The organism is Candidatus Krumholzibacteriia bacterium, assembly GCA_029865265.1.
Classification (GTDB): domain Bacteria; phylum Krumholzibacteriota; class Krumholzibacteriia; order WVZY01; family JAKEHA01; genus JAKEHA01.
On the sequence record JAOUHG010000014.1, the window covers coordinates 1 to 14,366 of the forward strand.

The window sequence follows — 14,366 nt, forward strand, 5'->3', positions numbered from 1 at the left end:
GTCACCGGCGGCGATGGCATGGCGGCGTTCGGCGGCGTAACCGACGGCGAACATCACATCGCGGTCCGGCGCGGACCGGTGCTTCACCAGCAGACCGTTGCAACCGGCGCCGGCGCCGCCCGTATCACCGTCGAGACGGGTCCCTGAGGCGGGAGGCAACCGGGCAGCCACATTGACCGCAACCCCTCGCGACACCTATCTTTAGTTGACCCCACCAGGCGAGGAGACAGCATGCCCGGGCGCTCCTGGGACAACGACTCATCCTATCGGCGGCGGCTGCTGGCCGTGCTTCCCCTGGTCATCCTGCTGCTGGCCTCGCTGGTGTATTTCACGCGCCGTATGGCCCCGGTAGAGATATTCAAGTTCGTCGGCTGGCGCGGCGAGCTGGAACTGGTGCCGAAGATCACCATCATCCCCGACACGCCCTCACCCAACACCACCCCGACCGAGAGCGGCCAGACCACGGAGGGCGCCATCAAGCTCGACCTGGCCGAAGTACCCGGAGACTTCGAAGCCAACCCGCCGCGCATCCAGAGCGAGAACGTGAAGAAACTCGCCCCGGTGTTCGACGACCTCTCCAGGGTGCCGGCAATCAAGGAGCCGGAACGCGAGGCGGCGCCGTACTCCGATCAGTTCGTCATCCTGCACCAGGTGGACCCGCGCTATCCGCCGCGCGAACTGGCCGAGGGCATCGAGGGTACGGTCACGGTGGAACTGGTGGTGGACGAGGGCGGACGGGTGAGCGATGCGTACGTGCTGTCCGCGTTGGGCCCGGCTTCGTTTCAGGAATCGGCGCTGGAGGCGGTGCGGCAGTTCGAGTTTCAGCCGCTCACGGATGCGAAGGGACAGCCCACCGCCATGCGGGTGAAGTTCCAGATCAAGTTTCGCGTGTACGGGTGAGCGCTCAGCGCGCGAAGGGTTCGACGCGGCCGTTGCGCACGCGCACCAGGGGGACGATGCGCGCGCGTTCCATCCGGGTGGCGGCATCGCCGCGCAGCGCCCCGTCCAGCATGGCGCGCACGTCCTCGCGCGAGGTCGCGCCGTCGGCGACCGCGGCGAGCACCGCCCGCATGCCGTAATAACCGGCCACCGACACCGGGCTCGCCTCCGCCGCGCCCGCGGTGGCCAGCTTCGCCTTCAGCATGGCTTCGATCTCCGGCGTCGAGCCGTAGTGTGAATCCGCCGCGAACAGAGCGCCCTCCATTTCGTCGCGCCCCAGGCGCAGCAGCTTGTCGGAGTTCCACTGGCTGATCCCGAGCATCTGCACGTGCAGATCGAAAAAGCGCGACTGCGGCAGGATCTGCAGCAGCTCCTCCACGCTCCCCACCGCAAACAGCGCGTCGGGCACGGCCTCGCGGATACGTTCCAGTTGCGCGCGGAAATCGGTGGAACCGTCTTCGAAATACTCCGCGGCAACCACCTGCCTGCCCATGCGCTGCACTTCCTGCGCGAAGAAGTCGCCCACCTCGCGCCGTTCGCCGCGCGCCGGGGAGAGAATGGCGAAGCGCTCCAGCGCCAGCGCGCCGGTCGCCGCCTCGGCCACCGCGGTGGCCTCCACCGTTGCGGGCACGCGGGTCTGAAATATCCACGGACCGATTTCGACGATCTCGTCGGAGGGGATCACCGGGGAGACGACGGGCGCGCGCCACGCGTTGGCCTCGATGGCGCCGGAGATGGCGGCCAGGGTGAAGACGTCACCGACGATCGCGATCACGCCGTCCTCCGCGACCAGTCGCCGCACCGCCTTGACAGCGCCCGCCGCACCGCCGCGCGAGTCGCCCGCCACGAGCGACACGTGCCGGGCGTGCTCCTGGTTGTGGTCCTCGACGGCGAGCTTCGCGCCCTGCTCGAAGAGCCGGCCGTACAGCGCGAGCGAACCGGTCTGCGGGAGCAGCAGTCCGACACGATCGGGGTTCACGCGCGACAGCGGTCCCGGTGGCGGCGCCTGGCGGCGCTCCACCGCCATTTCCATCAGGCGCCGCGCGTCGGCGTGCGCCTCTCCGCTGGGCAGCGAGTCGAGATAATCGCCCACCAGTTGGTAGCAGCGGTCGTAATCGCCCGCCGCGTAAGCAAGGCGGGCACGCTTGAACGCCGCCTGCCGCGCGAGGGCGGAGTCCGGGTAGCGCCGCGCGAGCGCGTCCAGGTCGGACTGCCCCAGCTGGCCGTCCGCGAGTTCCATCAGGCGGCGCGAGGCGTCCTCCCGCTCGGCCGGCTCGGCGGGCGTGCGCAGAAACTCCAACAGCGCCTCCGCCTCGTGAAACGCGTCGCGCAACACGGCGTAGTCGGCGGCGGCGGCGCGCAACGCCGGCGGGCGGAACGAACTGAGGGGGAAATCGGTGGAGAGCGCCGTGTAGAAGGTGACCGCGTCGGCATGACGCCCGCGCGCGTCGGCAATCTGCCCCGCGCGGTAGAGCGCCTCGTCGCGCTTCTCGAAACGCGGGTAGCCGTTGATGAGTTCGGCGGCGGCCGCCGCCGCGGCATCCACGTTGCCGGCGCGCTGCTGTTCGGTGACGGTCTGGAAAAGATCCCCGGCGCGGGCCTGTTCGTCGGGTCCGTACGCGGCGCCCTTGCGGCCGGCCTGGGTGCAACCCATGAACGCCACCAGCGCGACGGCAAGAATAACAACGGTTGCGCGCATTAGAATTCGCCCGGGTCGAGATCCTTGAGATAGCGCCGGATTTCGTCGTCCGGATCCGTGGCCGGTTCCGGGCCCTGGCCCACCTCCCCGGTGCCGGACTCCAGGGCACGCTTGTGGGCCGAGAACACCTCGCGCGCCACGAAGATGGGTGCGTTGAAGCGCAGCGCCAGCGCCACCGAGTCACTCGGGCGCGCGTCGATGACAATCAACTCGCCGTCGCGGTTGAGGTAGAGCTTGGCAAAGAATGTGTTGTTGGACAGGTCGGTGATGGCCACCTTGGACAGCTGCGCCCCCAGGCTCTCGATGGCGACCTTCAGCAGATCGTGGGTGAGCGGCCGTTCGAACTTCTCCCCGCTCATCGACAACTGGATGGCGATGCCCTCGGCGTGACCAATCCAGATGGGGAGCACCTCCTCGCCCTCGCTGCTCTTGAGCAACACGACGGGGTTGTCCCGCGGGTCGCGGGCCATCCCGTTCACCGTCACCTGCACGAAGTGTTTGTCACCCGGTGCCAAGGCGCCTCCGTGTTCAGTGGCTCTGGTCCTCGATCTGCCGGTTGAGATCGTCGAGATCCTCGAACTTGGGCAACGGCTTGTCCAGGTTCTGCAGCATCCAGCGGGCCGTCTCCGCCATTTCGCTGTCGGGATAGTCCTGGATCAGCCGGTTGAACGTCCGGTCGGCCATGACGAAATCCTTCATTTCCTCCGCATAGACGAAGCCGATCATGAACATGGCGTGCGGCGCATGCGGGTCGTCGGGAAACTTGTCCACGATCTCCTGGAACGCATTGATCCGATTCTGCGGGTCTTCGCTGTTTTGTGCAAACTGAAAAAGCTCCTCGGGGCCGCGCTGCGTGCTGTCGTAGGACTCCTGCATGTAGTTGTGGGCCTGGTACCTCGTCTGCACCTCCGCAAAATGCGTCTGGCGGGTTTGCTCCAGCTTGTCGCGCGAGAGCTGGCTTGCGATCTCCTCCTTGACCTCGTCGTAGGGCCGCAGGCGGGCATCCTCACGGTCGTTTACCCGCACCAGCGAGTATCCCTGCTCCCACTTGATGGGGCCGTAGATCTTGCCGGGCTCCATCTGCTCCAGGGCATCGGTGAAGGTCTGCGAGTAACCAACCCCGCGAATGTAGCCGCCGGGGTTGAAGTACCCCAGGTCGCCACCGTCCGCCTTGGTGATGGTGTCTTCGGAGTACAGGTGGGCCATGGTGGTAAACTTCTCGCCACCTTCTTCCACGCGCACCTTGATCTCTTCCAGCTTCTCCTTGTTCTTGGAGAAGACGTGCTGCGCACGAATCGTGGCCAGCACCGTGAACTGGTCGGAATGGGTTTCGTAGTACGCGTGCATCTCCTCGTCCGTGGGGCGGGCCTTGGAATCCACGTACTCGCGCAGGTACTCGGAGACCAGGATGGTGCGCGTGGCGTCCTCGATCTGCTTGCGAACGGCCTCGTCGTCATCGAGCTTGAGCCGCTGTGCCTCCAGGTATGACATCTCCTCCTGCATGAGGCGCAACGCCAGTTCGGCGCGGCCCTGCGGCGTGTCGAAGCGGCGACGTTGCGGCTCCGGCAGCCGGCGCAGGAACTCCTCGAGTTGCGCACGGGACAGCTGCCAGTCTTCCACGGTGGCGGCGAGCTGATCCTCGGGTACGTCGAGGCTGGTCTTCTCATCGGAGCGGGAGCAGCCACCGGCAACGAGGCCGGCGGCGAGCAGTGACAGTGGCAGCAGAATTCGGATTGCCCTCATGTTCTCGATTCCTCCGTGGACTTAGGTCAGATCGCTGCGGCCGCGCTTCTTCAACTCCGCGACGACCCGTTTGACTTCCTGCACGCGATCCCGCCGGCACACCAGGATGGCACCGCCGTCCTCCACCACCACCACGTCGTCCACACCGACGATCGCAACCAGTTGTTCGCGGGACACGATGGTATTGTTGCTTCCGTCGATGAGAACGTGGTCGCCGACGGCGACGTTGCCTTGATCATCGGCGGGGTACGCGTCGCGGATGAACTCCCAGCTCCCCACGTCGTTCCAGTCGAAATCCGCCCTGAGGGCGACGACGTTCTCCGCCTTCTCCATCAGGCCGTAATCGATCGAAATCGCGGGGGCGCGCACATACTCCTCGTTCAACACCTCCGCCAGCGGGCGTGTTCCCATGCCCGACGCGATACGCCCCAGTACCGCCCCCAGCTCCGGCAGGTGCCGTGCGAGACCTTCCAGCACGGTGTCGGTCCGCCACATGAACATCCCGCTGTTCCACAGGCAGCCCTCCGCCACCAGGCGCCGGGCCCGCGCCGCGTCCGGCTTCTCCAGGAAGGCCGCCACGCGAAACAGGGGCGCGCCGCCGTCACCCGCCGGCTCCGCCAGCCGGATGTAGCCATAACCGGTTTCCGGACGCGTGGGCGTCACGCCAAAGGTCAGCAGATCCGCGTGGGCCTCGACGTGTCGCGCGCCCGCGCGAACCAGTTCCTGGAACCGTCCCACCGGCGCCACCAGGTGGTCGGCCGGCAGCACCAGCATCGTCCGCTCGCCGCCGCGCGCCCGCGCCACCACCGCCGCCAGCCCGATGCAGGGGGCTGTGTTGCGCACGTCCGGTTCGCCCACCACGTTCTCCGGCGGGACCAGTCCCGCCACTTCGTCCATGATGGCATCGCGCTGCTCGCGGTTGGTGAAAACGAACGTCTCGCCCGGAGTCGCGAGGCCTTCGAGCCGCGCGAGCGTCAGCCGGATCATGCTCCCCTGCCCGGTGAGGTCGAGGAGTTGCTTGGGCCGCTGGCGGCGGCTGGCGGGCCAGAAACGCTCGCCCACGCCACCCGCCATGACAACGGCTAACACGGCGGTCCCCCTTGCGAGATGATTACTCCTTCACCACCGATACTTTGACCGGCACGCTGACCTCGCGGTGCAGGCGCACGTCGACCGTGTACTCGCCGAGCTGCTTGATGGGCTCGTCGAGTACGATCTGGCGCTTTTCGAGCTGGTATCCCTTTTCCTCGAGGTGGCGGAAGATGTCCAGAACGGTGACGGAACCGTACAGCTTGTCCTCCTCACCCACCTGCACGGTGATGGTGCACGCCGCCCCGGCCAGCTTTGCCGCCTGGGCACGCGCCGACGCCATCTCCTGCATGTCGCGCTTGATGAGCTTGCGCTCGTTCTCCTGGAACACGCGACGGTTGGCCTCGCTCGCGGGAAGCGCCAGTTTGCGCGGGAAGAGGTAGTTGCGGGCGTAGCCCGGCTTCACCTTCACCATCTCGCCCCGGTTTCCCAGCTTGTGGATGGCGTCGAGAAGAATGACTTCCATGTCTGACTCCCTTTTCCGCTAACGGTAGTACTCGCGAACGTACGGAACGAGCGCGATGAGCCGCGCGCGCTTAACCGCCATTGCGAGCATGCGCTGGTGCTTCGCGCAGGTCCCGGTGATCCGGCGCGGCGTGATCTTGCCGCGATCGGTCATGAAACGCCGCAGCCGGCGCTCGTCCTTGTAGTCGAGATACGTGACCCGGTCGAGGCAGAACTTGCACTTCTTCTTGCGGATCGGCCGTTTCTCGCGCTTCTCGCCCTTCTTCTTCTTGTCAACCCTGTCTCTCGCCACGGTGGTCCTCCTGCGGTTGTCCAAATACGGGTTCCACGGTTGCGGGGTCGAGTCCGGGCTCATCACCGGCGGCGAGCTCGTCGACCACGATCATGTGACGGAGCACGTGCTCGTCGATGCGCAGCTGACGGCCCAGTTCGTCGAGGAGCGTGCTGGCCCCGCGGAACCGGTAGAAGAAGTAGTGACCCTCGGGCTGTTTCATGATTTCGTACGCGAGCCTTCGCTTGCCCCAGGTCTCCACCTGGGTGATTTCACCGCCACCGCTGGCGATGACCTCGACGTACTTCGCCGTACTGGTCTTCAACCCATCCTCGGAAACGGATGGTTCAAAGATCACGGCACACTCATAACTTCTCATCGAATACCTCCCTGTGGACAACGACCCTCCCGCAGCGGTGAAACCGGCCGGAGGGTAGAGAAGTTCTCGTCGGCGTGAAACTGACTGAATTAAGAGGGGTTACTATACCGGACCGCCGCGGGCCCGTCAAGGATCTGAGTTCGGAGAGGCCGTGCGCCGGCCCGCGGACACGGGTCTCGGCGCCCCACCGGGCGCCTCGCCCTTGCGCTCAGCCTCGCTCGCCGAGCCCCATCTATTGAAATGGGCTCGGCACCGTGGCCGCTCGGCTTCCGCGACAGTCCGCTTGCCCGGCGCACGGCCTCTCCGGGTCATTCCTCGGGAGGGGGCTCCTTGCGGGCGTTGTAGCGCCCCATGGCCCGGTCGATGCCGGTGGTGACCCACGCGGCCACGCACTCCGCGGCCGTCCCGATCATCTCCGCCACGGCCTCCTGCTCCTCGGGCAGAAACTCGGCCAGGACGAACTCGGCGGCGTCCACCCGGGGCGGAACCGGTCCCACACCCATGCGCAGGCGGGGAAACCCCGTGGTCTCCAGGCGCTCGATTACCGATACCAGCCCGTTGTGGCCGCCGTCGCTCCCCCCCGGCCGCAGTCGCAGTTGCCCCAGCGGCAGTGCGATGTCGTCGCACACCACCAGCACCCGCGCCGGCGGCAGCGACTCCGCGTCCACGATGGGCCGCAGTGCATTCCCGGACAGGTTCATGAAGGTGAGCGGCTCCACCAGCAGCAGGTCGCGGCCCGCGAGCGCCATGCGCGCCACGCGGCGATTCCCGCCCTGCTCGCGCCAGCGCGCGCCGCGCGCGCGGCCCAGCGCCTCCACCACGTGGAAGCCAAGGTTGTGCCGGGTGTTCCGGTAGCGGTCGCCGGGGTTGCCGAGACCGGCGACGAGGTATTCCACCGCCATGGACGAACAGGCTCCTTCCCCCTCTCGCGGGGCTGCCGGTCAAGAAAAGGGCCCCGGGGCGAATCGATCCCGGATCGAACGCCGCGGGGCCCGGACGGACGTTGCGCGCCCGCGCTAGTCCTTCTTGTCCTTCTCCTTGGCCTTCTCCTTGGCCTTCTCCTCGCCGGCCTCGCCCTCCGCACCGGGCTTGCGGATCAGCTCCGGCTCGGCCACCGCTGCCTCTTCGGCCGGGGTCGCCACCGCCTCGACGATCGGCGGGAGCACGTTGGCCAGGGTGGCGTCGGGGTCGTCCATGAACTCGACGTTGGGGTATGCCTCCGCGATGTCGCGGATGTGGATGGCGTCGTGGATGCGCAGTGCCGAAACGTCCACCGGGATCTCGTGCGGGATCTCGGCGGGCAGGCAGAGAATGTTCACGCTGCGCGTCCCGTGCTCCAGAATGCCGCCCTGATCCTTCACGCCCGCCGCGGTGCCGACGAGGTGTACCTGCACCTCGACGCGGATCTTCTCGGTGAGACTGATGCGCTGCAGGTCGACGTGCAGGAGGCGTCCGGTGGCCGGATGGCGCTGGACGTCGCGGATGATCGCGTTGAGCGCGGAACCGTCGCCGATGGACAGATCCACGATGGCGCTGTCCTGGTGTTTGCGCAGGATGTTGCGCACGTCCACCTCGGCGAGGGAAAGGCCCACCGGGGTCTCCTTGCGGCCGTAGAGCACCGCCGGCAGGCGGCCCGTCATGCGCAGCTTGCGCGCGACACCCTTTCCGGCACCATCACGAACTTCCGATTGAAGAGCATACCGTTCCATGACCTATCACCTTCCGCTACACGAAGAGCGTGCTGACCGACTCGTTGTAATGAATTCGCTTGATTGCCTCGGCAATGAGCCGGGAAATATCCAGAACCTCGACCTTGGGACATTCGTCGAACCGCGTGAAGGGCAGTGAGTTCGTCACCACGACTTCGCGAATCGGCGAATCCTGTATGAGCCGGCATGCATCGCCGGCGAATACCGCGTGTGTGGCACAAGCCACAACCGACCTGGCGCCCTTGTCCGACACTGCGCGGGCCGCCTTCACCAGCGTGCCGCCGGTAGTGATCATGTCGTCCAGGATCACCACGTCGCGGCCACGCACGTCGCCGATGATGTTCATCACCTCGACGTTATCCTTCTCCGAGCGCCGCTTGTCGACGATGGCCAGGTCCACATTGAGACGCTTGGCGAACGCCCGTCCGATCTTGGTGCTGCCCACGTCCGGGGACACGATCATCAGGTTGCTGGTGTCACCCTCGCGAATGTGATCGAGGATGACCGGCGCCGCAAACAGGTTGTCGGCCTGGATGTCGAAGAACCCCTGGATCTGCGTACTGTGCAGGTCCAGGGTCAGGACCCGGTTCGCCCCCGCCACTTCGATCAGCTGCGCACACAGCTTGGCGGTAATGGGGACGCGCGGCTGGTCCTTGCGGTCCTGGCGCGCGTAACCGTAGTACGGCGTAACCACCGTGATCCGCTCCGCCGAGGCCAGAAAACACGCATTGAGCAGGATGAGCAGCTCCATGAGGTTCTCCGCCGGCGGTTGTGTGGACTGTATGATGAAGACATCCACACCGCGGACGTTTTCGTTGATCTTGACCTGGATCTCGCCATCCGCAAAACGGTCGACGGTGACGTCCGAAAGCGGCACGCCCATCTGCTCAGCGACTTTTTCCGCCAGCGGCCGGTTGGCGTTGCCGGATATGAGCTTCAGACCGTCCATGTGCGAGCTCCAGAGATATGCAGGCCATCAGTTCGAAGTCCGGCGCCTGCCCGTGGTTGGGGCGGGAGGATTCGAACCTCCGAATGCTGGGACCAAAACCCAGTGACTTGCCGCTTGTCGACGCCCCAGAAAAAAGTGGAGAAGGATTCGCTCGAGGGAGTTGCGCGTGCCCTAGCGTTCCGGCACGTGCGGGGTCTCTACGTTCGCCCGTTCCTTTTCCCGCTGGTACTCGTCGAGAATGATTCGCTCCATCTCCTCGCGAGCATCGTTGTTGATCGGGTGCGCGATATCCTGATACTCACCGTCCTTGCGGCGGCGGCTCGGCATCGCTACGAATGTCCCGGTCTTCCCCTCGATGATTTTGAGACCGCGGATGACGAAGGCGTCGTCGAGCGTAATACTGGCAAACGCCTTCAGCTTTGCGTCGTCGCGCAGGGAAACACGCACTTCGGTGATCTTCATCGGGTCCCCTTCCTCTGCAAGCCGACACTCACTGCCGCAGGTGCGGTCTCACCGAATGTCCACCGCCTGCTTCGCCGGTTTCGCGACCGAGGTGAACAAACCCCTCACCGAAAATCGCTCAGCGACTTCTGCGGCGCGCGTTTCGCGATCGAAGATCGCATACACGGCTGACCCGCTTCCAGTCATTGACGCAAAGAAAGGCCGTTCCGACTGCAACTGCTCGAGGAGCCCCGCGACTTCGGGATGGCTGGGAAGCACCACGTCCTCCAACGCATTCCTGAACGGCAGCCGGCTCCTCGGAAATCTCGCCAGCGCGGAATTGGCCGACCTCAGGTTAAGACGGTGCCTGTGGGTTGTCAATCGAAAATTGAATTGGGAGTAAACCCAAGCCGTGGATATGCTTACCTTTGGCTTAACGATCACAAAAATCCCCCGTTTGAGAGGCTCCAGCGGGGTCAAAATCTCCCCCCTTCCGCGCCCCAGCATGGTCCCGCCCCGCAGCATGAACGGCACATCGCTGCCGATGGAAGCGGCCACCGTCTGCATCTCTTCCGGGGTCACGGTGAGCCCCAGGCCCCGCACCACCGCCAGCAGGACGCCGGCGGCGTCCGCGCTGCCACCCCCCAGGCCCGCCCCCGGCGGTATGTGCTTGTCGATGCGGATACGCGCGCCCAGCGACGGCCCCGCCAGCGGGCGCATGGCCACGATGGCCCGGTGGCACAGGTTGGCGGCGTCGGTGGGGATGCCGGGCTCGTCGCACGCGATGTCCACGCGGGCATCGGCGGTGAGCTCCACCCGCAGGTGATCGGCCAGGTCGACGCTCTGCAGCACGGTCTCGATCTCGTGGTAACCGTCTTCGCGCCGGCGGATGATCTCCAGGCCGAGGTTCACCTTGGCGCGCGCGGTGACCTCCTGCGCGGGCGCGCTGCCCGCGCGTTCGGCGGCGCGGTCATGGGAACGGAAGGTACGCGGCGTCACCGGGAACCCATCTCCTCACGCGCCGCCCAGAATGAGCACGACGAGGAGAATCCACAGGACCACGTCGATCAGGATGAAGCGTTCGTGCAGCAGGAGGTCGGAGGGGCTGCCGCCCTTTTCCTTGGTGTAGACCAGGTACAGGTAGCGCATGACGCCGATCAGGACCAGCGGAACCGTGTACACGAGATTGCTGGTCCCGAACTTCTCCACCGTCTCCGGCCAGATGGTGTACAGCGCGTACGACAGCACCGACCCGCCCGCGGAGATGCCCACCAGCTGGTCGAGCAGGGCCGGCGAGTACTCCTGCAGCGTCTCGCGGTGGTTGCCGGGGTTCTCGACGAAGAGCAACTCGTGGCGCCGCTTGCAGAAGGCGAGGAACAACGAGAGGAAGAGCGTACAGATGAGCAGCCACGGCGAGATCTCGATGTTTTCGCCGAAGCCGTGCAGCGCCTCCACGCCGGCGATGGCGCGCAGCACGAACGAGAGCGATATGCTCATCGCGTCCAGCAGAACGATCCGCTTGAGGAAGAACGAGTAGAGAAAATTCAGAACGAAGAAGGCACAGGCGACCACCAGGAAGTTGGTGCCGATCCGCCACGACAGATAGATGCCCGCCAGCATGCCGATCACCGCGGCCGCCACCGCCGCCTGCGGCCGCAGCGCGCCCGACGCGAGCGGGCGGTTTCGTTTCATGGGGTGCTGCCGGTCCCTGGGCAGGTCCGCGAGGTCGTTGACGATGTAGATCACGCCGGAGAGCAGGCACAGGATGAAGAAGGCCTCCACGCTCCTCAGCACCATCGCGGGGTTGTCGAAATTGCGCGAGAAGATCAACGCCGCGAACACGACCAGGTTCTTGGTCCACTGCCGCGGGCGCATCGAGCCGATGATATGCAGGAGCTGTTTCGCCATCACACCTCCGGCCGCTCCAGGACGGCTTCGCGGCGCGGCGTGACATGGTAGAGCTGCGCGGCAATCGCATGCAGCCACTCATCCCGCTCCGCGTGGCTGGTCCGGGTCGGGCCCGCAGCCGCCAGCCGGCGGAACGGTTCCGCCGCGGGAAACAGCGGGCTCAACACCCGCCGCACGCCGTCGACGCCGCACTCATCGATGTGTTCACCCGGGAACACGGGGACACGCCCGGGAGGACCGGCGACGGGGCCGGGTGAACCGGCCGCAACGGCGCCGTGCGCACCCGCGAGAACGTACTCGCGCCCCGGCGTCGTCACATAGATGCCGCGAAACGCTCCTGACGCAATCTCCACCACGCAGCGCGCGGCTTCCGGCTCGGCCAGGTCGAACGTCACCTCCGCGGACGAGCGGGACAGAACGCCGGCGGTGAGTACGCGCGGGAGGCGCAGTACGGCGGCGGAGTTGGTGCCGGTGCGGCTCAGGAGGGTTGCCTCCATTACCGCCGCAATGGCGGTCTCCCGGTCACCGGGGCGCGCTCCTTCCCAGCGGCTCACGACCACCAGGCGGCTGCCGGGCCGCGCATCCCACACCGCCTGCGACAGCGCATCCGTCTCGCGCACCAGATGGTGCCACGCAAAATCGTCGTCGTTGATGACCGGCGCGGACACCACGTTCACCGCGTGCAGCACCAGATCCGGCCTGACCGACGCGACGATCCCGCAGGCGTCATCCACCAGGGGTCCCGCACACACCGCCACGCCATCCGGTACGGCACCGCCGGTCATGGTGGGATCGTCCACGTGTACGACGACCTCGGCGCCCGCCTCCCGCAGCGCGCTCACCAGCGCGCCGCCCATGCCGGCGCCGGCGTGGGTCACCAGGACGGTTCTTCCCTTCAGCCCCGCCACCGCCCGCGGGCTCATCGCTCCGCGCCTGCCCAGCACGGTCGCAACGCGATCGAGCGCGATCGCTGCAGGAACCGCATCCCCCACCGCGCCGGGCGCGGGTTCGATGGAAACCCCGGCGCTGCGCGCGCGCGCCACCCACTGCGAGGCGGCGGCCTCAGCGCTGTCCGCGTGCGCGTACACCAGCGCGTCCACCCGGAAGCGCCGGCACACGCTCGCGAGTTCGTCGCCGGGACCCTGCACGGGCACGCCGTGGATCAAGAGGCCGATGGTGGCGGGATCGTCGTCCACGAAACAGACAACGGAATGCTGCGGTCCACGCGCGTTCAACTCCCGCGCCGCCCGCTCGGCGGCGTCACCGGATCCGATCACCGCAAAGCGCCGCGCGTCTCCGCCCTGGTTCTCGCGCCCGATTTCGTGGAACAACCGCGTCGAAAAACGAACCCCGAGGATGAGCGAGATCAAAAGGAAGTACTCGATCAGAAACAGCGCTCGCGGGAAGGCAACGAAACGGTAGAGCAGCACCACGGCGGCGAGGATGATGGCCGACCCGACGCTGACCGCCTTGATCACGCGGACCACGTCGCCGGTGGTGGTGTAGCGCCACATGCTGCGGTACAGGCCGAACTTGAAGAAGCACGCGCTGCGCACGATGATCACGATGGGCAACGCGCGCAGCACCGCCCTTCCCTCCGCCTCGGTGAACTGGAACCCCATGCGCAGGAAGTACGCCCCCAGGTAGGCCACCGCGATGGCCGCCAGGTCCGTGGTCACCACCAACAACGTGCGGCGTTCCCAGACCAGCCGATCGCCGCGTTCCATCCCGCGGATCTTCAGGATGGCCAGGGTGAAGGCCGCCATCCACGCCACACCCAGGAAGGGCGCAAACCACTCGCCGGCACGCACGTACAGGAGCGCACTGGCGCCCAGCAGGATGGTCACCAGGTACTCCAGCAGCGTCACCTGTTTGTGGTTGAGACCGATCTGCAGCAAGCGCTGGTAGTAGTGCGTACGGTGGGGCTGGAACAGCTTCTCGCGCCGCAGGAGCCGGTTCACCACCGTCAACCCCGCGTCCAGGTAGAGCGAGGAGAGCAGCAGCAGAGGAACAAAAATGGGAATCTCCGGCACGGCGCGGTTTCCCGCCACTGCCAGGTAGGCAAAGACGTATCCAAAGAACGTGCTTCCTCCGTCGCCCATGAAGAGCCGTGACGGGGGAAAGTTGTACTGAAGAAAACCGAGCGCTGCACCCGCGACCGCGAACAGCAGCACCGCGAACATCGGCTGTCCCACCATGCTGGCCACGATGGCAAGGAACGCGGACGAAATGAGGGCGCTGCCGGCGGCGAGTCCGTCGATGCCGTCGATGAAGTTGTAGAAATTGACACTGGTGAGGAACACCAGCGCGGTGAGGGGGATGGAGAGCCAGCCGAGTTCCAGCGTTCCCACCACCGGCAGGGTGACCGTATCGATGACCACGCCTGCCCAGATCGCGATGGCCGCCGCCAGCCCCTGGGCCACGAAACGCAACCCGACCCCCACGCCACGCCAGTCGTCCCACAGACCCACCCCAAACAGGATCGCGCAGCCACCCGCCATGGGAAGGAAGGCGCGCAGCTCCGGGCGCGCCACGCACAGCCACGCGTAGGTCAGGAAGAACGCGGTCACGATGGCGATACCGCCAAAGCGCGGCTTGGGGTGATCGTGCGAACTGCGCTCGGACGGGACGTCGACGAACGCGCGCGCCGGCGGCCGCCGGAGCAGGAGCCGGGTGCCGGCGTAGGAAAGCGCCAGCGCGGAAAGGAATGCCAGTAATGTGACCATGGGATCGGCGTTTGATGCGGCCTACAGAATAGGCCCCGGATGCGCGGA

General features: G+C 66.4%; 15 protein-coding genes and 1 tRNA gene. 1 reads left to right on the forward strand and 15 read right to left on the reverse strand.

Features of this window, described 5'->3' with window-relative positions; genetic code table 11:
- The first annotated feature begins 231 nt into the window (after nt 1–231).
- Nucleotides 232–900: a TonB family protein gene (locus OEX18_08325; GenBank protein MDH4337269.1), complete on the forward strand. Its 669-nt coding sequence runs from the start codon at nt 232–234 to the stop codon at nt 898–900.
- Nucleotides 901–904: 4 nt separating this feature from the next.
- Here the strand turns inward: OEX18_08325 and OEX18_08330 are convergent, their stop codons facing one another.
- The 15 genes from OEX18_08330 to OEX18_08400 form a co-directional block, all read right to left on the reverse strand.
- Complete coding sequence (locus OEX18_08330; protein ID MDH4337270.1) at nt 905–2,638, reverse strand: ABC transporter substrate-binding protein; 1,734 nt, start codon at nt 2,636–2,638, stop codon at nt 905–907.
- Nucleotides 2,638–3,153, reverse strand: coding sequence for a bifunctional nuclease family protein (locus OEX18_08335; protein MDH4337271.1), 516 nt, complete (start codon nt 3,151–3,153; stop codon nt 2,638–2,640). The genes OEX18_08330 and OEX18_08335 overlap by 1 nt, the downstream gene beginning before the upstream one ends.
- A 13-nt stretch (nt 3,154–3,166) precedes the next feature.
- Complete coding sequence (locus OEX18_08340; GenBank protein MDH4337272.1) at nt 3,167–4,381, reverse strand: peptidylprolyl isomerase; 1,215 nt, start codon at nt 4,379–4,381, stop codon at nt 3,167–3,169.
- Nucleotides 4,382–4,402: 21 nt separating this feature from the next.
- Entirely contained in the window at nt 4,403–5,470 is a 1,068-nt protein-coding gene (locus OEX18_08345) for a sugar phosphate nucleotidyltransferase (GenBank protein MDH4337273.1), read from the reverse strand.
- 22 nt (nt 5,471–5,492) lie between these two features.
- Nucleotides 5,493–5,936, reverse strand: a complete 444-nt coding sequence (rplI, locus tag OEX18_08350) for a 50S ribosomal protein L9 (protein MDH4337274.1) — start codon at nt 5,934–5,936, stop codon at nt 5,493–5,495.
- Nucleotides 5,937–5,954: 18 nt separating this feature from the next.
- The gene (rpsR, locus tag OEX18_08355; protein MDH4337275.1) at nt 5,955–6,227 is read right to left on the reverse strand and encodes a 30S ribosomal protein S18; all 273 of its coding nucleotides are present in this window, start codon (nt 6,225–6,227) and stop codon (nt 5,955–5,957) included.
- Entirely contained in the window at nt 6,208–6,585 is a 378-nt protein-coding gene (gene rpsF, locus OEX18_08360) for a 30S ribosomal protein S6 (protein MDH4337276.1), read from the reverse strand. The genes rpsR and rpsF overlap by 20 nt, the downstream gene beginning before the upstream one ends.
- A gap of 308 nt (nt 6,586–6,893) precedes the next feature.
- A complete protein-coding gene (gene pth, locus OEX18_08365) occupies nt 6,894–7,487 on the reverse strand; it encodes an aminoacyl-tRNA hydrolase (protein MDH4337277.1) in 594 nt (197 codons plus the stop codon).
- A 114-nt stretch (nt 7,488–7,601) separates the two neighbouring features.
- Complete coding sequence (locus OEX18_08370; protein ID MDH4337278.1) at nt 7,602–8,294, reverse strand: 50S ribosomal protein L25; 693 nt, start codon at nt 8,292–8,294, stop codon at nt 7,602–7,604.
- Between the two features lie 16 nt (nt 8,295–8,310).
- Nucleotides 8,311–9,243, reverse strand: a complete 933-nt coding sequence (locus tag OEX18_08375; GenBank protein MDH4337279.1) for a ribose-phosphate pyrophosphokinase — start codon at nt 9,241–9,243, stop codon at nt 8,311–8,313.
- Between the two features lie 53 nt (nt 9,244–9,296).
- A tRNA-Gln gene (locus OEX18_08380) sits at nt 9,297–9,371 on the reverse strand.
- A gap of 43 nt (nt 9,372–9,414) precedes the next feature.
- Nucleotides 9,415–9,705 (reverse strand): septation regulator SpoVG, encoded by a 291-nt coding sequence (spoVG, locus tag OEX18_08385; protein ID MDH4337280.1) that lies wholly within the window; start codon nt 9,703–9,705, stop codon nt 9,415–9,417.
- Between the two features lie 48 nt (nt 9,706–9,753).
- Nucleotides 9,754–10,683 (reverse strand): 4-(cytidine 5'-diphospho)-2-C-methyl-D-erythritol kinase, encoded by a 930-nt coding sequence (gene ispE, locus OEX18_08390; protein ID MDH4337281.1) that lies wholly within the window; start codon nt 10,681–10,683, stop codon nt 9,754–9,756.
- Nucleotides 10,684–10,698: 15 nt separating this feature from the next.
- Nucleotides 10,699–11,592, reverse strand: coding sequence for a decaprenyl-phosphate phosphoribosyltransferase (locus OEX18_08395; protein MDH4337282.1), 894 nt, complete (start codon nt 11,590–11,592; stop codon nt 10,699–10,701).
- Entirely contained in the window at nt 11,592–14,318 is a 2,727-nt protein-coding gene (locus tag OEX18_08400; GenBank protein ID MDH4337283.1) for a hypothetical protein, read from the reverse strand. Before OEX18_08400 ends, OEX18_08395 begins: the two co-directional genes overlap by 1 nt.
- Nucleotides 14,319–14,366: the final 48 nt, after the last annotated feature.